The sequence below is a fragment of the Actinomadura meridiana genome, from assembly GCF_039537545.1.
GTDB classification, from domain to species: Bacteria; Actinomycetota; Actinomycetes; order Streptosporangiales; family Streptosporangiaceae; genus Spirillospora; species Spirillospora meridiana.
The window spans coordinates 279,944-298,100 of sequence record NZ_BAABAS010000007.1; the positions used below are offsets into that span (position 1 = coordinate 279,944).

At 68.7% G+C, this 18,157-nt stretch carries 16 protein-coding genes; 8 read left to right on the plus strand and 8 right to left on the minus strand.

Annotation, left to right across the window (positions count from 1 at the left end; translation table 11 throughout):
- The first annotated feature begins 21 nt into the window (after window positions 1–21).
- The 6 genes from tsaB (at window position 22) to ABD808_RS19400 (ending at window position 6,556) form a co-directional block, all read left to right on the plus strand.
- The gene (tsaB, locus tag ABD808_RS19375; RefSeq protein ID WP_344898577.1) at window positions 22–702 is read left to right on the plus strand and encodes a tRNA (adenosine(37)-N6)-threonylcarbamoyltransferase complex dimerization subunit type 1 TsaB; all 681 of its coding nucleotides are present in this window, start codon (window positions 22–24) and stop codon (window positions 700–702) included.
- 20 nt (window positions 703–722) lie between these two features.
- On the plus strand, window positions 723–1,193 hold the full coding sequence (gene rimI, locus ABD808_RS19380; RefSeq protein ID WP_344898620.1) for a ribosomal protein S18-alanine N-acetyltransferase: 471 nt from the start codon (window positions 723–725) through the stop codon (window positions 1,191–1,193).
- Window positions 1,193–2,224, plus strand: a complete 1,032-nt coding sequence (gene tsaD, locus ABD808_RS19385) for a tRNA (adenosine(37)-N6)-threonylcarbamoyltransferase complex transferase subunit TsaD (protein ID WP_425548948.1) — start codon at window positions 1,193–1,195, stop codon at window positions 2,222–2,224. The genes rimI and tsaD overlap by 1 nt, the downstream gene beginning before the upstream one ends.
- Before the next feature lie 152 nt (window positions 2,225–2,376).
- Window positions 2,377–4,596, plus strand: coding sequence for an MMPL family transporter (locus ABD808_RS19390; RefSeq protein WP_344898581.1), 2,220 nt, complete (start codon window positions 2,377–2,379; stop codon window positions 4,594–4,596).
- Window positions 4,597–4,693: 97 nt separating this feature from the next.
- Window positions 4,694–5,845, plus strand: coding sequence for a sensor histidine kinase (locus ABD808_RS19395; RefSeq protein WP_344898583.1), 1,152 nt, complete (start codon window positions 4,694–4,696; stop codon window positions 5,843–5,845).
- 12 nt (window positions 5,846–5,857) lie between these two features.
- Window positions 5,858–6,556 (plus strand): response regulator transcription factor, encoded by a 699-nt coding sequence (locus tag ABD808_RS19400; protein WP_344898585.1) that lies wholly within the window; start codon window positions 5,858–5,860, stop codon window positions 6,554–6,556.
- Here the strand turns inward: ABD808_RS19400 and ABD808_RS19405 are convergent.
- From ABD808_RS19405 to ABD808_RS19440, 8 genes are all read right to left on the minus strand, one after another.
- On the minus strand, window positions 6,526–7,467 hold the full coding sequence (locus ABD808_RS19405; RefSeq protein ID WP_425548947.1) for a phosphotransferase family protein: 942 nt from the start codon (window positions 7,465–7,467) through the stop codon (window positions 6,526–6,528). The genes ABD808_RS19400 and ABD808_RS19405 overlap by 31 nt on opposite strands.
- Window positions 7,468–7,702: 235 nt before the next feature.
- Window positions 7,703–8,938, minus strand: a complete 1,236-nt coding sequence (locus ABD808_RS19410; RefSeq protein WP_344898589.1) for an ABC transporter permease — start codon at window positions 8,936–8,938, stop codon at window positions 7,703–7,705.
- Complete coding sequence (locus ABD808_RS19415) at window positions 8,935–9,624, minus strand: ABC transporter ATP-binding protein (protein WP_344898591.1); 690 nt, start codon at window positions 9,622–9,624, stop codon at window positions 8,935–8,937. Before ABD808_RS19415 ends, ABD808_RS19410 begins: the two co-directional genes overlap by 4 nt.
- Complete coding sequence (locus tag ABD808_RS19420; protein ID WP_344898593.1) at window positions 9,621–10,250, minus strand: efflux RND transporter periplasmic adaptor subunit; 630 nt, start codon at window positions 10,248–10,250, stop codon at window positions 9,621–9,623. The genes ABD808_RS19415 and ABD808_RS19420 overlap by 4 nt, the downstream gene beginning before the upstream one ends.
- Before the next feature lie 590 nt (window positions 10,251–10,840).
- On the minus strand, window positions 10,841–11,779 hold the full coding sequence (locus ABD808_RS19425) for a membrane lipoprotein lipid attachment site-containing protein (protein WP_344898595.1): 939 nt from the start codon (window positions 11,777–11,779) through the stop codon (window positions 10,841–10,843).
- Between the two features lie 84 nt (window positions 11,780–11,863).
- On the minus strand, window positions 11,864–12,250 hold the full coding sequence (locus tag ABD808_RS19430; protein WP_344898597.1) for a hypothetical protein: 387 nt from the start codon (window positions 12,248–12,250) through the stop codon (window positions 11,864–11,866).
- Between the two features lie 592 nt (window positions 12,251–12,842).
- Window positions 12,843–14,405 (minus strand): hypothetical protein, encoded by a 1,563-nt coding sequence (locus ABD808_RS19435; RefSeq protein WP_344898599.1) that lies wholly within the window; start codon window positions 14,403–14,405, stop codon window positions 12,843–12,845.
- Window positions 14,406–15,027: 622 nt separating this feature from the next.
- Window positions 15,028–16,269, minus strand: a complete 1,242-nt coding sequence (locus ABD808_RS19440; protein WP_344898601.1) for a class I SAM-dependent methyltransferase — start codon at window positions 16,267–16,269, stop codon at window positions 15,028–15,030.
- Between the two features lie 246 nt (window positions 16,270–16,515).
- Between ABD808_RS19440 and groES the strand changes: the two genes are divergently transcribed.
- Window positions 16,516–16,824 (plus strand): co-chaperone GroES, encoded by a 309-nt coding sequence (gene groES / locus ABD808_RS19445; RefSeq protein ID WP_067454521.1) that lies wholly within the window; start codon window positions 16,516–16,518, stop codon window positions 16,822–16,824.
- An 86-nt stretch (window positions 16,825–16,910) separates the two neighbouring features.
- Window positions 16,911–18,157, plus strand: a 1,247-nt coding sequence (gene groL / locus ABD808_RS19450; protein ID WP_344898603.1) for a chaperonin GroEL, incomplete at its 3' end; no start/stop codon positions are given.

Consider the following 18,157-nt stretch of genomic DNA (forward strand, 5'->3'; position numbering starts at 1 on the left):
GGGCCTGTAGGCTTGCAACCCGTGTTGGTCATGGCTTTCGACACCGCGACCGCCGCGATCACCGTGGCGCTGTACGAGTGGACCCCCGGCGAGGGAGCCGTCCCTCGCGGCGCGGCCGAGGCCGTCGATCCGCGTAGACACACCGAGCTGCTCACCCCGTCCATCGCGGGCGTGATGGCGGAGGCGGGCGCCGCGCCGGACGATCTGAGCGCCATCGTCGTCGGCGTGGGGCCCGGCCCGTACACGGGGCTGCGCGTCGGGCTGGTGACCGCCCGCGCGATGGGCGAGGCGCTCAGCGTCCCGGTGCACGGCTTCTGCACGCTCGACGTCATCGCCTGGGCCACGCGGCGCGACGAGCCGTTCGCCGTCGCGACCGACGCCCGCCGCAAAGAGGTCTACTGGGCGCGGTACGCCTCGTTCCGCGCCCGCGCCACCGAGCCCGCCGTGGGCCCGCCGTCCGACGTCCTGGACGGCGCGCCGCCCGGCCTTCCCGTGGTCGGCGAGGGCGCGGCCCTGTACCCGGGCGTCCTGGGCGATTCCGAGCACGAGCCGCTGCTGCCCACCGCCGGTGCCCTCGCGGAGCTGGCCGTCGCGCGGCTGGCCGGGCTCAAGGGCCCCGAGCTGCTGCCGCCCGAACCCCTTTACCTGCGCCGTCCGGACGCCAAGGAGCCCGGCCCGCGCAAGAAGGTGACGCCGGTGTGAACGGGGTCGTCCTGCGGGCGATGTCCGGCGCGGACATCGCGGTCGTCCACGTCCTGGAACTGGACCTGTTCCCCGAGGACGCCTGGAGCGAGGAGATGCTGCGCGGCGAGCTGGCCGCCCAGCCGGGGACCCGCCACTACGTGGTCGCGCAGGCGTCCGGCGGCGAGATCGTCGGGTACGCGGGCCTCGCGGCGGCTGGAGGGCAGGCCGACGTACAGACCATCGGCGTGCGGGCCGACCGGCGCAAGTCGGGCATCGGGGCCGCGCTGCTGAGGGAGCTGCTGGACGAGGCGTCCCGCCGGGGCAGCGACGCGGTGTTCCTGGAGGTCCGCGCCGACAACGACTCCGCGCGCCGCCTCTACGAGCGGTTCGGCTTCGACGCGGTCGGCCTCCGCAAGCGCTACTACCAGCCGTCGAACGTGGACGCGATCGTCATGTGCCGCAAGCTGCGCGAGCGTCCGGCCATGGGCTTCACCAGGGAGAACACGTGATTCGGGAAGAGCCGCTCGTGCTCGGCATCGAGACGTCGTGCGACGAGACCGGCGTCGGGATCGTGCGGGGGCACACCCTGCTCGCGGACGCCATCGCGTCCAGCGTCGACGAGCACGCCAGGTTCGGCGGGGTGGTGCCGGAGGTCGCGTCCCGCGCGCACCTGGAGGCGATGGGGCCGACGATCGAACGGGCCCTCGCCGACGCGGGCGTCGCGTTCACCGACGTCGACGCCTTCGCCGTGACGGCCGGGCCGGGCCTGCCGGGCGCGCTGATGGTCGGCGTCGCCGCCGCGAAGGCGTACGCGCTGTCGCTCGGCAAGCCGCTGTACGGCGTCAACCACCTGGCCGCGCACGTGTGCGTCGACCAGCTCGAACACGGCCCGCTGCCGAAGCCGTGCGTGGCGCTGCTGGTGTCGGGCGGGCACTCGTCGCTGCTGCTGGTACCGGACGTGGCGAGCGACGTCCGGCAGCTCGGCACGACGGTGGACGACGCGGCGGGCGAGGCGTTCGACAAGGTCGCGCGCGTCCTGGACCTCGGCTTCCCCGGCGGCCCGATCATCGACCGCAGGGCCCGCGACGGCGACCCGGCCGCGATCGCGTTTCCCCGGGGCAAGTACGCCGACGGCACCTACGACTTCTCGTTCTCCGGCCTGAAGACGGCGGTGGCGCGCTGGGTGGAGGCCAGGGAGCGGGCGGGCGAGCCGGTGCCCGTCGCTGACGTCGCGGCGTCCTTCCAGGAGGCCGTCGTGGACGTCCTCACCCGCAAGGCCCTGAAGGTGTGCAAGGACAACGGCGTCCACGACCTGCTGATCGGCGGCGGCGTCGCGGCCAACTCGCGGCTGCGGGCCCTCGCGGCGGAGCGGTGCGAGGCGGCGGGGGTGCGGCTGCGCGTCCCGCGTCCGAAGCTGTGCACCGACAACGGCGCCATGGTCGCGGCGCTCGGCTCGGAACTGGTCGCCTCCGGGGCCGCGCCGTCCGCCCTGGAACTGCCCGCTGATTCGAGCCTTCCGATCGAGTCGGTCCTCCTCTGAGAGCACGCCGTCTCCTCCTCTGGACGCAGTCCAGGGGTGCCCGCGTGTACGTGCTTTTGAGTACTGAAGTGCCTTGAATCGCAGGATTACGGGAGGGGGTGCCCACAGACAGCCTTGAGGGGCTTCCAAACACAGATACGGAGACCTCTTCCATGGCGACCTTCCTGTACCGGCTTGGGCGCGGGGCGTTCAGATGGCGCTACCTCGTGGCGCTGTTGTGGCTCGCCGCTCTGGCCGTGGCCTTCATCGGCTCCTCGAGCGCGGGCAAGGCCCCGTCCGACTCGTTCACGATGCCGGGGATCGAGTCCCAGAAGGCTTTCGACCACATCAACGAGAGGTTCCCCGGCGCCGCCGCCGACGGGGCCGACGCCCGGGTCGTGTTCATCGCCCCGGACGGGCAGAAGATCACCTCGGCCCAGAACCGCGCGCACATCGACGCGCTGGTGACGCAGGTGGCCAAGGGGCCGCAGGTCGCCGACGTGGAGAGCCCCTTCGAGGAGGGGGCGGCGGTGAGCAAGGACGGGTCCACGGCGTTCGCCACGGTCACGTACAAGGTCACCACCGACGACCTCACCGAGGCGAGCAAGGACAAGCTGCGCGACGCCGTCAAACAGGCGCAGGCGACGGGGTTGACCGTCGAGGTCGGCGGGTCCGCGCTGGAGACCGACCCGTCCGGCGGGGCCGGGGAGATCGCCGGTATCGGCATCGCCGCCGTGGTCCTGCTGATCACCTTCGGGTCGTTGGCCGCCGCAGGGCTGTCGCTGCTCACCGCGATCATCGGGGTGTTCATCAGCCTCATGTCGATCACGGCGTTGCAGAACGTCTTCGACCTGTCGCCGTCGACGGGTGAACTGGCGATGATGCTCGGGGTGGCGGTCGCCATCGACTACGCCCTGTTCGTGGTCTCCCGCTACCGGGAGGAGCGGGGCAAGGGCCACGAGCCCCGGGAGGCGGCCGGGCTCGCCGTGGGCACCGCCGGGACGGCCGTCGTGTTCGCCGGTCTCACCGTCGTGATCGCGCTGGTCGGGCTGGCCGTGGTCGGCGTCCCGATGCTGACGCGGCTGGGGATGGGCGCGGCCGGTGCGGTCGTCGTGGGCGTGCTGATCGCGCTGACGCTGGTTCCGGCACTGCTCGGGTTCCTGCCGAACTCCGTCCTGTCGCGGCGTGCCCGTAAGAGCCGCCGCACCGGGGGCGGAGCGGTCGCGACCGGGGGAGTCGGGGCCCGGTGGGCGCGGTTCGTCCTGCGGCGGCCCGTGCCGGTGCTGCTGGTCGCGGTCGCCGCCCTGGGAGCCATCGCGATCCCGGCGCTGAACATGCGGCTGGGCATGCCAGGCGACGAGGCCAAGCCGACCTCGACCAGCGAGCGGCGCGCCTACGACGCCCTCGCGGACGCCTTCGGCCCCGGCTTCAACGGCCCGCTGACGGTCGTCGTGGACGCGGGCGGCTCCGCGAACCCGAAGGCCGCCGCCGCGACGATCGGCAAGAACCTCGCCGCCACCAAGGGGATCGTCTCGGTCTCGCCGCCGCAGTTCGACGAGGCGGGGACCACGGCGGTGCTGTCGGCGACCCCGTCCACGGCACCCACGAGTGAGCAGACGAAGGAACTCGTCCGCGACATCCGCGACGGGCGTCCGGCCGTCGAGTCCGCCGCCGGAGCGACGTTCGAGATCACCGGTGCCACCGCGTTGAACATCGACGTCGGCGCGAAGATGCAGAAGGCGCTGATCCCCTATCTCGCGACGATCGTGGGCCTGGCGTTCCTCCTCCTGATGCTGGTGTTCCGGTCCGTGCTGGTGCCGCTCAAGGCGGCGCTCGGCTACCTGCTGTCGATCAGCGCGGCGTTCGGCGCGCTCGTCACGATCTTCCAGAACGGCCATGGCGCGGGGATCTTCGGCGTCGACCAACCCGGACCGATCATGAGCATCCTGCCGATCTTCCTGGTCGGGATCAGCTTCGGGCTGGCCATGGACTACCAGGTCTTCCTGGTCTCCCGGATGCGGGAGGCGCACGTCCACGGGCAGGCGCCGGGCCATGCCATCGTCACCGGGTTCCGGCACAGCGGCCGGGTCGTGCTGGCCGCCTCGCTGATCATGATGTCGGTGTTCTGCGGGTTCATGACCGGCGCCGGAATGATGATCAAGATGGTCGGCTTCGGGCTAGCCGCCGCGGTGCTGTTCGACGCGATCGTCGTCCGCATGGTGATCGTGCCCGCCGTCCTCGCGCTGCTCGGCAGGTGGGCCTGGTGGCTGCCGCGCTGGCTGGACCGGCTGCTGCCGCGCGTGGACGTCGAGGGCGACTCCCTGCGCGACCGGGTGCCGCCGCCGCTCACGACGGTGCCGGACCGCCCCGAGCCGTCCACGACGCGCGTCTGACCTGACGCGCCAGATGGGGCCGTCCGCACGCCCGCGCGGACGGCCCCATCCATCCGTGCCCCACCATGGGGTACAGGGCATCCCGGGAGAGGACCTCATGAACAGTGCCTGGCAACGGTTCGTCGACCGTTACCCTCGCATCGCCGAGGGGGCCTTCCTGCTGCTGGTGTACGCGGTCAACGTCGGGCAGTACATCGGCAACGACTCGGGTTGGTGGCCCGGCGTCCTCCCCGCGACCGCCGCCTGCGTCGCCCTGGTGTGGCGCGAGCGCCACCCGGGCGCCGTCGTCTCCCTCGTCGTCGGCTGTCTCGTCGTGAGCGGCGCCATCGGCTATCCGATCAACCACCAGTACATGGTTCCGCTCGTCGTCGCGTTCTACGCGCTGGGCGCCCACGCTCCCCAGCGGGTCGGGCGCGTGTACGCCGTGATCGCCATCGCGGTGTTCACCGTCGCGGCGCAGTGGTCCGTCGAGAACGACGACGCCCAGAAGCTGGCGACGTTCGCCCCCGCGTTCTGGATCATCGTGGCGCTCGTCTCGGGCACGGCGGTCCAGGGCAGGCGCGCCTACCTGGACGCCGTGCGGGCCCGCGCCGAGCACGCCGAACGCACCCGCGAGGAGGAGGCCAGGCACCGCGTCGCCGAGGAACGGATCCGCATCGCCCGGGAGCTGCACGACGTCGTCGCCCACCACATGGCCCTCGCCAACGCGCAGGCCGGGACCGCCGCGCACATCGCGCGCACCGATCCCGAGCAGGCGGCGGAGATCCTGACCGAGCTGAGCGGCACCACCGCCGCCGCGCTGCGCGAACTCCAGGCCGCCGTCGGCCTGCTGCGCCGCTCCGACGACCCGGAGTCGCTGGAGCCGTCCCCGGGACTGGCCCGGCTGAACGAGCTGGTCTCCGCGTTCGGGGCCGCCGGACTGCACGCCACCGTCACGGTCGACGGGGAGCGGCGACCCCTGTCGCCCGGGGTCGACCTGGCCGCGTTCCGCATCGTGCAGGAGGCGCTCACCAACGTCGCCAAGCACGCGGGCGCGTCCACCGCCGACGTGACGCTCTCCTACGGCGGCGACACGCTGACCCTCACGGTCAGCGACGACGGCGGCACCGCGCCCCGTCCGCCCGCTCCCGGCGGCGGGTTCGGCCTCATCGGCATGCGGGAACGCGCCCAGTCCGCCGGAGGACGGCTCCGCGCGGGCGACCGTCCAGAAGGCGGCTTCGCCGTCACCGCCGAACTACCCGTCCACTGACCGGAGGAACCGATGACGACCAGCGTGCTGCTCGCCGATGACCAGACCCTGCTGCGGGCGACGTTCCGGATCCTGATCGACTCCTGCGAGGACCTGGCGGTCGTCGGCGAGGCCACCAACGGCACCGAGGCCGTCGAACTCGCCCGGACGCACCGGCCCGACATCGTCCTCATGGACATCCGGATGCCCGGCTCCGACGGCCTCGCCGCGACCGAGGAGATCTGCGCCGACCCGGACCTGCGCGGCACCCGCGTCCTCATCCTCACCACGTTCCAGACCGACGAGCACGTCGCACGGGCCCTGCGCGCGGGCGCGAGCGGCTTCCTCGGCAAGGACGTCTCCGCCGACGGGCTCCTGGACGGCATCCGCACCGTGGCCGCCGGGGACGCGCTGCTGTCCGGCACCGCCACGCGCTCCCTCATCGGCCGGTTCCTCGCCGCCCCCGATCCCGGCGTGGAACCGGCCCTGTCGGACGACATCGCGACCCTCACCGCCCGGGAGCGGGAGGTGACGGTCCTGGTCGCGGACGGCAAGTCCGACACCGAGATCGCCGAGGAGCTGTTCGTCAGCCCGCTGACGGTCCGCACCCACGTCCAGCGGGCCAAGATGAAGCTCGGCGCCCGCGACCGCGCCCAGCTCGTCGTGATCGCCTACCGGTCCGGGCTGGCGCGCGCACCCGGTCAGCAGTCGGCGAGGAGCCTGGAGAGGTAGTCCTCGTAGAGGGGGACGTGGGCCTCGTCCATGACGCGGTCCTCGTCCTCGGGCAGCAGGTCGAGCAGGTCGCGGACGTCCCAGTACGGGTCGTGCGGGTAGCCGCCCGACACCTGGTCGAACGTGGCGAGGAACCGGTCGGCGGCGGGCGGGCCGTAGCGCAGGGCGAGGCCGCGCCGCATGCGGGCGATGTCGATGGCGATGGGGCCTGACGAGGTGTCCGACCAGTCGACGACGCCGGTGAGCTTGCCGAACGACCAGAGCGTGTTGTCGGCGTGGTAGTCGCGGTGGATGAAGCGGACCGGCGCCTCCGGCGCGGGCCGGGAGGCGACCTCGTAGGCCCGCTCCCACAGGCCGGGATGGAGCGCGTGCCGTGGCGCGGGCCGATCGTCCAGCCGGTTGTGCGGGACGTACGGCGGCATCGTGGACGCGCCGTTCAGCGCGTGCACCGGCAGCAGCGCGGCCGCCAGCTGGATGAGGTACTCGGCCAGGTCGTCCGAGGACGGACGGGGCGGATGGCCGCCGAGCAGTGTGATCAGCAGGGCCGGGACGTCGCAGTAGGCGCCCGCGGGATCGGCGGCGACCAGCGCCGGGGTCGGGATCTCGCAGCCCGCGAGGAGGGCGAGCGCGGCGATCTCGCGTTCGGGGGAGAACTCGGTGCCGTGCGGACGGCGCGCCGGGTCAGGTTCGCGGCACGTCCAGCGACGCAGGACGAGATGGTGGGCGCTGCCGGAGCGGCTCTCGACCAGAAGCGCGTGATTGGCGTGGGCGCCACCGCCCGCGAGCGGCCGCACCATGCGGACCTCGGCGCCCTTGCCCAGACACTCCTCGACCCAGCGCAGCGTCGGGTGGCCGGGTGGGGCGGCGCCGGTCGGCAGGCAGGGAGCCGGTGTGCGAGTCACCTGAACCATGAAAACGGATTCCGTTGAGTATTGGGAGTGATTTTGCGAAGACGGAACGTAACAAAATGCACGTCATCGTGGTTCTGCTTGACGGAGGATCGTGGGCCGTCACGGCTGTTTGCCGGACAAACCACGCGGATTCCGTCCGGTATCCGAACGGGGTTCAGGTGGCCTGCGGCGGCCGGACCACCTCACTAGTCGCATGTCCTACCGGACGTGCTTCGCCGGCCTTGTGATCGAAGACTCAGCGACGCAGTGCTTCGGCCGGTTCGATCCGACTCGCTCGCCATGCCGGGTAAAGTCCCGCGACGAGGCCGGTGATGGCGCCGACGAGGGGTGCGGGCAGCACTGTTTCGGGTGCGAGGAGCGGCGTCCAGTCTTTCACCCATGCGACGCTGATCACGGCTGCGATGCCGATGCTGGTGCCTGCCATCGCCCCAAGGAGGCCCAGGGTCGCTGACTCTGTGAGGAACTGGAGCGCGACGTGATGCCGGCGCCCGCCCAGGGCGCGGCGGAGCCCGATCTCGCCGACGCGTTCGAGAACAGCGACGAGGGTCGTGTTGGCGATCCCGACGGCACCGATGGCGAGGCAGATCGCGGCGAGCACCAGGAACAGGCCCTGGAGTTGGTCATTGACCTGGCTCTTCAACTGGGTTGGGCTGAGCGGTGGAAGTGCGTGGAGGCGCGACGGGTTGTCCGGCCGCAGCGCAACCGCTGCCTGGCTGGCGACGACGGCTGCGGCACCGAGCCGGGTGTCGATCAGCATCCGTGCTTCGGCCGGCCGCGGTGGCCCCCACAGAGCCGTATAGGTGGCGTCGGGGACGACCACACTCAGTAGTGTCTCGGGCATCCGGTCAACGTTGTCGAAGATTCCCATGACGACGAAGGCACGGCCTTCGATGAAGATGGCCCGATCGTGTGTGAGGTCGGTAATCCCGAGTTCTTTGGCGGCGGTTGCGCCGAGAAGGCAAACCTGCTGTCGGGTACGGCGGGAGAAGTCGTCGAAGGACCGGCCCGTGCTGATGCTGGCGTGTAGTGCGGAGAGCATCCCCGGTGAAGCCGCGACCACACGGATCTGCTGCTGTTCATCGGCCCGGGCAGCGGGGCGAGCCGATACTTGTCGACCTCCGGCTCCGGAATCCCAGAACACTCCGGCAGCCCGGACGCCGTTGACATGTGCGATCCGTTGCTCAGCATCAGCGGGAAACGCGAGCGAGTCGTCGCCGGTCACCTGGTCCTCGACGATCACCTGGGTCGCTTCGAGCCTGGTGAAGCTGGCGCTGATCTGTCCCGACGCGGTAGCCGTAAGACCGAGAACCGAGACGAAAGCCGCGACGCCCAGCAAGGTGCCGAGGGAAGTCAGAGCCGCCCTGGTCGGCCGTGACAGAACTGCGTCCACGGCCTCCATGATGACGTCGGAGAAGGACAGCCGGGTGGGCTTCTCGACGGGCCCGGCCGCGTTACGGCGACGTGCCGTCACCTGGTCTCACCAATCGACTCGGTCAGAGACCCGTCCCGGATCATGACTGTTCTCAACGCGCGGGCAGCGAGTGATTCGTCGTGGGTGACCAGTAGTACGGTGAGCCCGCTCGCGTGCAAGGATTCGATGAGGGACATGACTTCGTGAGCTGTCTTACTGTCCAGATTCCCTGTTGGCTCGTCGCACAGTAGGAGGCTCGGCTCGTTCACGAGCGCCCGTGCTATGGCCACGCGCTGACGTTCACCTCCTGACATCTGGGAGGTCAGCGCAGTGGCACGGTGCGAGAGGCCCACTTTGTCGAGCATCGCGGTTGCATGTCGTCGGCGTTCTTTGCGATTGACCCCTACGTAAAGTTGCGACAGCATAACGTTCTCTGCGGCGTTCCGATGAGGGAGCAGGTGGAACGCCTGGAAAACGAAACCGATACGCCTGCCGCGAAGTGCGGTGCGTTGCTTCTCCCTTAGGCCGCTTGTCTCGATGCCGTCGAACCGATAGGTACCCGTCGTAGGCCGATCCAACATCCCAATCAAATTGAGGAACGTTGACTTCCCTGATCCTGAAGGGCCGACGACCGATACGTACTCTCCTCGCCGAACGACCAGGTTCACGCCTTTGAGGGCCGTGACCGGTGGGGGGCCGGGGTAGGTGCGTCCGATGCGGGTGAACTCGATGACCGGCGGCATCATCTTCCGACTACGACCCGATCCCCTGGGCGCAGTGCATTGCCTTCGGCGATCACCTCGACCATGCCGTCGGCGGAGGCGCCGGTCCGGATTTCGACGCGCTGTTGTTTACCGTTTGGGAGCAACTTAATTACTTTCGTGGTCGAGTCCGCGCTTCCATACACAGCCGACACAGGAACCGCCAACACCTTTCCTGAAGTCGACGCCGTTGTGATCGTCAATTTCAAATCCTGACCGATCCAGTCGGCGGGGAGAGTCTTTCCTGGTTTGACGATCAGCGGGTGACCGGAACTGTCTGAGCCCTCGGACGGGTTCGCGGCAGCAGGATCGCTACCCGGGTCTGGCGTGCTCTGCGGACTTCCCTGCGTGCCGGATGTGTAAGGGCCGATCGCGCTGATGTGGCCTGATCTCGTGGTCCCTGACTGATCGGAAGAGATCAATACGAGCTGGCCAATAGAGACTAGGCGTCTATTCTCCGGCGACAAAAGGGACCGAACATTCAGTCCACCGGAGGCCAGGGACATTACCGTGCCCTTGACCTCCTTCCCGACCCTACCCTGGAGATCATCGACGGTCGCGGAAGCGTCAGGGATGTACACGACCTCACTGGCCGGAAAAGACATCTTCATCTGCCCACGTCCCGGGCTGATCGCAGGGGATCCCGTGGGTGTCACTGGGACGCTTTCCCGAGGAGGGCGGTATCCGAGGCGGCTGTACAGTGCTTTGAGTGCCCTCGCGGTTCCTGCGTTGAAGACGCCCGAATCCGCTCCGGGGGGCAGTCCCAGCTCGCCCAGCGCATGCTGAAGCTCCAGCACATCTGGGCCAGAGTCACCAGTATGGACGTCACGGTAGGCGGGGAATCGGCCGTGCAGGACGATAACCGGACGGCCGGAAATCTCGACGACCACCGTTCCCGCGCGTACCCTGCTTCCCGCACGCACCGGCAATTTGGTAACTACTGCCTTCGTCCCCTCGGGGGCAGATGCCTGGACCGTTACGGATGCCTTAGCGGTGGTTGTCCCCCGCAGGGCGATGGTCCTGCTGAGTTGCCGTAGTACCACCTCGGAGGTGAGCACCGAGCGGCTGGGGGGAGCGCTTTCGGCCGCGACCTGCTGAGGGGACTTGATCAGAGTGGACAGTCCCAAGCCGGCGAGGGAGGTCAGGGTGGTGCCGCCGAGCACACCGAGCAGGACAAGCCTGCTCTTGCGAGGCGCCACTATCAGCCCCCGTTCTGAATGGTCTTCTTAGCGTTCGTCACCACATCTTTCTGGATTTGGATGTAGGCGGCAAGTTCTCCCTGCCGTGATCCGAGCCGTTTGTCGTAGAGTTCCTGCGTGACACGATCGTAGGTCTCCGTGGTATTCGTGTCGCGATCGCAGGTTGCGGCGGCAACCGCTATTTGAATCTCCCGTTGACGGATCTTCGTGAGATCGCCAGTGGCATGATGATAGGGATTCAACGCCGCGTTCATCATCGCCGTCTGATTGGGATATGAATATCCTGCCTTGCGTACACAGTCAGCCCATGCTTTCTGGGTTTTCATGACTCGCGGATCAGCATCAATCGCCTTCTCCGTGCCCTGCACCACAGTTGCCGCGAAGACCTGGTGCTGCGCGTAGCGCTCCGGCGAACCATAGAGTTTGTGCAGCGCGACAGTTTGGCATCCACTTCGGGGGTATCTTTCCCTGCCGCCGCCAGGGAATTGGATCACGATCTCATCGTTCGGCTTGCCATCACGCGCGATGTTGTAACGGGTCGCCTCGGTCGTGGACAGGGTGGCGACGTAACGAGTGTTGGCGTCTTCCTGCGGACGTCCCGTCTCGGGGTGAGCGCCCTTACGGGGGTCTCCGCCATAACCGTTGACACGGGCCTGCTCTATGGTCTGGCCGAACGGTACCGTTTCACCTGCTTCCGGCTTGTTGTCGGATGTGCCGAAGAGGAAATACTTGAAGCCTGCCTTCGCCATGCAACTGCGCACCGCCAACTCGGTGGCGAGGATGATCGTCTTATCGTCCTCGGGACTGAGTTTCACGCCGATCCCGGGCTGGCTACCGAGTCCGCCGGTGGGGGTCGGTGCACTCTTCGCAGTATTTTCTGATCCGGACGAACAGCCAGCCAGGCCGACAAGCAACAGCGCCGCGAACGTGATCTTGCGCATGTGAGTCTTTCCTGTCAACGATCTCGTGAATTAAGATGCTATGGCCCCACTCTTGAGAGTGGGCGCCATAGCAGCCGGGAAGATCTATGTGCCGTCCACGTTGCATGTCGTATTCGGGGAGGAACTCCAGAAGTTGGAGCCGCCGCGGTTGCCGACCCAGTCCAACTTGTGGGTCCGGGTCATGCAGTAGTCGGCGTGGCCATTGTAATCGTAGATATTGAGGTAAAGCGAGGAGGTCCCGTGGTCGTACGCAGAAGCGTCCTCGCCCGTCACACCGTACGAATTCCAGTTGCTGTTGTCGCCGGAGAACTGAAAGTGGCCCTGACCGTTGTTGCCCCAATGAAGTCGGTAGAAGCAACCGTAACCAGAAGGGCATGATTCCCAGGCTGCTTGTGCGGGCGCTGCCGAGAAGACGGTCGCGCCGGCGACTAAGGATGCTGTTGCACAGACGGCGAGTCTGCCGATTCGCATTTTCTCTCCTGAACTGCTGGGTGAAACCACGAGTTTCGGTTTCCCGGTAGCTTACACGCGCGCTGACTGCCGAGTCGGGTGCAATATCATGCACCCTTTGTGATTTTGGTGATGCGTAGCGTAGTTTCTGCTGCCTGCGGAGCGACATTGCGTACGCGCGTGGCCCCATTGTGAGATATATCACGGTAGCCGCTTTCTCGGTGCTCGGCGTCCCGATTGTCACAAGGCGCCCACGCTGGCGTGTTTGGAGGTTTGGGGCGGACATGGCGATGCCATGTTGTGCGTCCAGACGTCTGAGGTCGTCTTCGGCCAGGGACTCCCGGTCGGCGTCGAAGCGAGGCGCAGGCGAGGGAGGAGGGGTTTGGCATCGAAGATGGTGTGGGCGGCGCTACCGGGGCCCGGTGAGGGTAACGGCGGAGGCGATGATTGAGATGGTCGATACCTCGGCTACTCCCCGCTCAGCTGGTCGGCCGTGTTTCTCGGCGTCCGAATGTGGTCGGGTGGGGCCCGCGAGCGGCCCCACCCGTAGGCCGGTCCCTGCCGGAGTTGAGGGAACTCCCCCTTCCCCGGCGAGGGCACCGGCCGCCGTCGATCAGTCCTTGGCGTCCCTACGGGGGCGCAGGAGGGCTTCGGCGAGGGCGAGCATCGTCTCCTCAAGTGTGGACAGGCGCTTCAGGACGTCCTCGTGCACGGCGTTGACCTGCTTGGAGACATCCTCGTGGACGCCGTCGACCTTGCGGCCGACCTCGTCCTCGACATGCGTGAAGCGCTTGGCGAACTCGGCCTGGGCGACCTCGGCGCGGCGTCCGGCGTCGTCCTGGAGGCCCTCGACGCGGCGGGCGAACTCCTCGTGCACGCCGCCGACCTGCTTGACGACGTCCTCGTGGATGACGCCGACCTGCCGGGTGACGTCGGCGTGGATGTCGCCCAGGCGCTTGCCGACCTCGTCGTGGACGCCGCCGACCTGCCGCGACACCTCCGTGTGGACGGACTCGACCTGCTTGGTGACGTCCGAGTGCACCGACTCGACGCGGCGGGACACGATGTCGACCTGCGCGGTGAACTCCTCCAACGCGCCGTCGACCCGCTTGGCGACCTCATCGTGGATGCCCTCGATGCGCTTGCGGACGTCGTCGTGCACGTCCTCGAAACGGCGGGAGAACTCGTCCATGCGCTTGGCGACGTCGCTGTAGGCGGACTCGGCGATCCGCGCCATGGCGGCCCTGACCTCGTCGCGGTCGGGGCGGGCGCGCAGCTCCTCGATCAGCGGGTCGACGGCGTCGGCCAGGTGCTTCTCCAGCGCGTCGAACCGGTCGCCGTGGTCGGCGGGCGGGCGCGCCGCCAACTCGCCCAGCAGCCGGTGCACCTCGGCGATCTCCAGCGTGTCGGGCAGCCGGTCGATCCGCGCGCCGACGCCGTCGACGCGGTTCTCGACGCCCTCGAACCTGCCGTCCAGGCCGTCCACCTTGCCGGACAGCCCTTCCAGACGGCCGTCCACGCCGTCGAGGCGCCCGTCCAGGCCGTCGAGCCGCCCGCCGACGCCCTCGACGCGGCCGTTGACCGCCTCCAGGCCCTGCTCGACCCGGTCGGCCATCTCGCCGAGCGCCTGGTCGACCCGCGACGTGACGCCGTTGATCGAGTGTTCCAGCCGCTCGGACCGGTGGCCCAGTTCGGCCAGCGACTTGTCGAGCCGGTTGAACCGGACGGACGCGGCCTCCATGCTGCCCTGGAGCTTGTCGATCCGCTTGGTCATCTCGTCCATACGCTGCGCGGCCTGCTGCGCGGCGTCGGTGATGTACTGCGCGGAGTCCAGGACGGACTGGATGCGGGTAAGCCCTTCGTCGACGTTCTCGGCGACGACGCCGACGTCGGCCCACAGCGCGGGCAGTTCGGCGACGGGCTTGACGCGCTCGCCGAACGCCTGGATGTGCTCGGCCAGCCCCTCGGCCCACTCCGGGGGCTTGCCGGTCAGCTCGTCGACCTGGCCGCGGACGGTGTCGAGCTGACCGGTCAGCCCGCTCAGCTCCCGTTCGCGGACCTCGCGGAGCAGCCACTCCATCCCTTCCAGACGCTGGCGGATCTCGTCCAGGACCTGACCCTGTGAGCGCTGTTCATAGACGTGGTCCTGCGCCGCACGGGCGAGCAACTCCCGCATCCGATCCGAAACCGGTTGACCCCCCGTCTGCAGGAAGTTGTGATTCGTTTCCACCCGATGCTCCTTCGTGTGCCGGCGCGACGAAATGACGCACGGCAAATGAATCTCTGGAGACGCCACTGTAGTGCGTGTGCGGAGCCGCTAAACCTGCTGGCAGAGAACATTGTGAGTTCGGTGCAATGTGCCTGTTACCCGGCTGGGGCGAATAGTCGCGCTTTACCTCTGGGCGGAAATTATCCTGGTTCGCGGTTATGGACGCGATTGTGGTGATGGGGGACGTGGACGGGCCGTCAAGAGGTGGGGCCCTGTCGGTACATGTCGCCCTACGCCGGTCGCCGCTCGACCGGCACCCGTGGGCGCGATGTGCCGCCGCCCGGCGGGGACGCGCCATTTCGATGACGTATTCAGGGGCGCGGAAGGCCCGGTCGCTGAACTCGGCTTGGTGTTCTGGGCCTTCTCGAACACGGCGCGTGGATTAGCGGCCGGGTTCGCGGCATTGCCGGGCGCCCGCGATCACTGGTGAAACCGATGCCGGAAAACGTCGATGATTTGCCCGCGCATGGCGCGTCGCGCTGTCCGGCTTGGCCCGGTCGGGCCGCCGGGAAGATCTTTGGACTCGATGTCACGCGAGGGCCGGACCTGGCCTTCCGACGGGACGGGTCAGCAGCGCGACCGGGTCACGTCCCACCCGGGTCACCACCAGCGTCAACTCCCCGGACGGGCCACCGGACGCCCGGCGCCCACCGAAGCCGAGGGCGCGGCGGAGCTGGTCGACGTCCACCGCCGAGCCGCGCTTCTTCACGGTGAGCACGCCGACCTCGCGGCGCCGCAGCTCCGCGCGCAGGCGCTTGACCGAGAACGGCAGCACGTCGTCGATCTCGTACGCCGACGCGAACGGCGTGGCCAGCAACTGGTCGGACGTGATGTACGCGATGCGCGGATCCGCGAGCCCGCCCCCGACCAGCTCCGTGACCTCATCTACCAGGTGGGCGCGGATCACGGCCCCGTCGGGCTCGTACAGGTAGCGGCCCCACGCGCGCACGTCCGGGTCGCCCGAGCCTCGCGGGGTCAGCGTCCACACCTGTGGATCGTCGTCGGACGAGAGCAGCGTGGCGCGCCGGCCCACGTCCCCGGCGAGCGCGCCGAGCCACAGGGCCGCCTCCTTGACGTCGCCGCCGACCGAGACCCACTCCGCCTCGGCACCGTCCGGGACGGCCTCGTGCGGAATACCTGGCGCGACCTTCACACACGCGCCGGGAGCACGCCCGGCCAAGCCCAGAACGACGTCCAACGGCGGCTGGTACGACTTCGGATCGAAGACCCTGCCTCGCGCGGTACGCCGACCCGGGTCGGCGAACACGGCATCGAACCCGCCCGGGTCTTCCAGCGTCGCGTCACCCACCCGCACGGAGGCGAGACCGTCCAACCCCAATGCGGCCACGTTGGCCGCAGCCACCTCGGCTGTCAGAGGGTCAAGCTCCACGCCTTCCCCGGTGAGGCCCGCGCGCGCTCGCGCGATGAGGTCGGCGCCGATCCCGCACCCCAGTTCCAGGACACGCGCACCAGGCAGACGGTCCGCGAAGCGCCGCGCACGATACGACGCCACGCTCGCGCGGGTGGACTGCTCCAGCCCCTTCTGCGTGAAGTACATGCGGTCGGCGTCGCCGCCGAACTTCACTCGCGCGCGCTTGCGCAACCGCACCTGAGTCAGAGCCGCGCGCACGACCCCGGGGTCATCGTGGCGCTCGCGCAGCCGGGAGGCCGCCGCCAGCAGACCGTCGTCGGTCACGTCCAGATCCGTCGCCTCGGCGAGAAGTGCCTGGCCGGACGGGCCCCGCAAAGCCTGGAATGACACCATGTCCATGGGGGGAAGTTAGCCGCCGGTGAACAGGGGTCGACGACTGCCGTGCCGCTCCGTGTCCGTGTTGACTGCTTACCGGGCACGGAATAGTCTCCATGACTGGCACTCTCCGACTGAGAGTGCCAAACAGCGACGAAGGTCGGTCTGACACCCGCGACGGCAGGCCGGTCCAGGGTCGCCTCTTCTGTCACAAAGTGCTGGCCGGCCATCCGTGGTCGGCCGAGGACCAATCGAAGGGGAGGTCAGATCGTGACGACCGCCACCAAGGTTGTTCTCAAGCCGCTCGAGGACCGCATCGTCGTCCAGCCGCTTGAGGCCGAGACCACCACCGCGTCGGGCCTGGTCATTCCGGACACCGCCAAGGAGAAGCCCCAGGAGGGCACCGTCCTTGCCGTCGGTCCGGGTCGCGTCGACGACAAGGGCGAGCGCGTCCCGGTCGACGTGAAGGTCGGCGAGGTCGTGCTCTACAGCAAGTACGGGGGCACCGAGGTCAAGTACAACAACGAGGACTACCTCGTCCTCTCCGCCCGCGACGTGCTCGCCGTCATCGAGAAGTAATCACCGAGAACGTGATGCACCCGCCCCGGTCGGCGCCGCCTTCGGCGGGCCGGTCGGGGCGAATCGCGTGAAAGAGGAGAATCCGCATGGCGAAGATCCTGGAGTTCGAGGAGGACGCTCGCCGGGCTCTTGAGCGCGGCGTCAACGCTCTCGCGGACGCCGTCAAGGTGACGATCGGCCCGCGCGGCCGCAACGTCGTCATCGACAAGAAGTTCGGCGCGCCGACGATCACCAACGACGGTGTCACCATCGCCCGCGAGGTGGAGCTGGAGGACCCCTACGAGAACCTGGGGGCCCAGCTCGCCAAGGAAGTGGCGACCAAGACCAACGACATCGCGGGCGACGGCACCACCACGGCGACCGTCCTCGCGCAGGCCGTGGTCCGGGAGGGCACCCGAAACGTGGCGGCCGGGGCGTCGCCGCTGGCGCTCAAGCGCGGCATCGACGTCGCCGCCCAGTACGTGTCCGACCAGCTCCTCAAGACGGCCCGCGAGGTCGAGGAGAAGGGCGAGATCGCGCACGTCGCGACCATCTCCGCGCAGGACCCGCAGATCGGCGAGCTGATCGCGGAGGCGTTCGAGAAGGTCGGCAAGGACGGCGTCATCACCGTCGAGGAGGCCCACACCATGGGCCTCGAACTGGAGTTCACCGAGGGCCTCCAGTTCGACAAGGGCTACCTGTCGCCGCACATGGTCACCGACCCCGAGCGCATGGAGGCCGTCCTGGAGGACGCCTACGTGCTCATCGTGGACGGCAAGATCTCCAACGTGCAGGAGTTCCTGCCGCTGGCCGAGCAGGTCGCCCAGACCAAGAAGCCGCTGCTCGTGGTGGCCGAGGACGTCGAGGGCGAGGCCCTGGCGCTGCTGGTCGCCAACAAGATCCGCGGCACGTTCACCTCCGTCGGGGTGAAGGCGCCGGGCTTCGGCGACCGCCGCAAGGCGATGCTGGGCGACATGGCCACCCTGACCGGCGGCCAGGTCGTCAGCGAGGCCATCGGCCTCAAGCTCGACTCCATCGGCCTGGAGGACCTGGGCCGCGCCCGCCGCATCACCGTCACCAAGGACGAAACCACCATCGTCGACGGTGAGGGCTCCGCGGACGACATCACCGGCCGGATCAACCAGATCAAGGTCGAGATCGACAACTCCGACTCCGACTGGGACCGGGAGAAGCTCCAGGAGCGTCTCGCGAAGCTGGCCGGGGGCGTGTGCGTGCTGCGCGTCGGCGCCGCCACCGAGGTGGAGCTGAAGGAGAAGAAGCACCGCCTCGAGGACGCCATCTCGGCGACCCGCGCGGCGATCGAGGAGGGCATCGTCGCCGGTGGCGGCGCGGC

Excerpts from the sequence above, each read along its gene's own strand:
- ABD808_RS19400 (WP_344898585.1), top strand. The coding sequence starts at position 5,858 with ATGACGACCAGCGTGCTGCTCGCCGATGACCAGACCCTGCTGCGGGCG.
- ABD808_RS19390 (WP_344898581.1), top strand. The coding sequence starts at position 2,377 with ATGGCGACCTTCCTGTACCGGCTTGGGCGCGGGGCGTTCAGATGGCGC.
- ABD808_RS19430 (WP_344898597.1), bottom strand. The coding sequence starts at position 12,250 with ATGCGAATCGGCAGACTCGCCGTCTGTGCAACAGCATCCTTAGTCGCC.
- ABD808_RS19440 (WP_344898601.1), bottom strand. The coding sequence starts at position 16,269 with ATGGACATGGTGTCATTCCAGGCTTTGCGGGGCCCGTCCGGCCAGGCA.
- ABD808_RS19415 (WP_344898591.1), bottom strand. The coding sequence starts at position 9,624 with ATGATGCCGCCGGTCATCGAGTTCACCCGCATCGGACGCACCTACCCC.
- ABD808_RS19395 (WP_344898583.1), top strand. The coding sequence starts at position 4,694 with ATGAACAGTGCCTGGCAACGGTTCGTCGACCGTTACCCTCGCATCGCC.
- ABD808_RS19435 (WP_344898599.1), bottom strand. The coding sequence starts at position 14,405 with ATGCGGGAGTTGCTCGCCCGTGCGGCGCAGGACCACGTCTATGAACAG.
- ABD808_RS19420 (WP_344898593.1), bottom strand. The coding sequence starts at position 10,250 with ATGAAGATGTCTTTTCCGGCCAGTGAGGTCGTGTACATCCCTGACGCT.
- rimI (WP_344898620.1), top strand. The coding sequence starts at position 723 with ATGTCCGGCGCGGACATCGCGGTCGTCCACGTCCTGGAACTGGACCTG.
- ABD808_RS19425 (WP_344898595.1), bottom strand. The coding sequence starts at position 11,779 with ATGCGCAAGATCACGTTCGCGGCGCTGTTGCTTGTCGGCCTGGCTGGC.
- ABD808_RS19405 (WP_425548947.1), bottom strand. The coding sequence starts at position 7,467 with ATGGTTCAGGTGACTCGCACACCGGCTCCCTGCCTGCCGACCGGCGCC.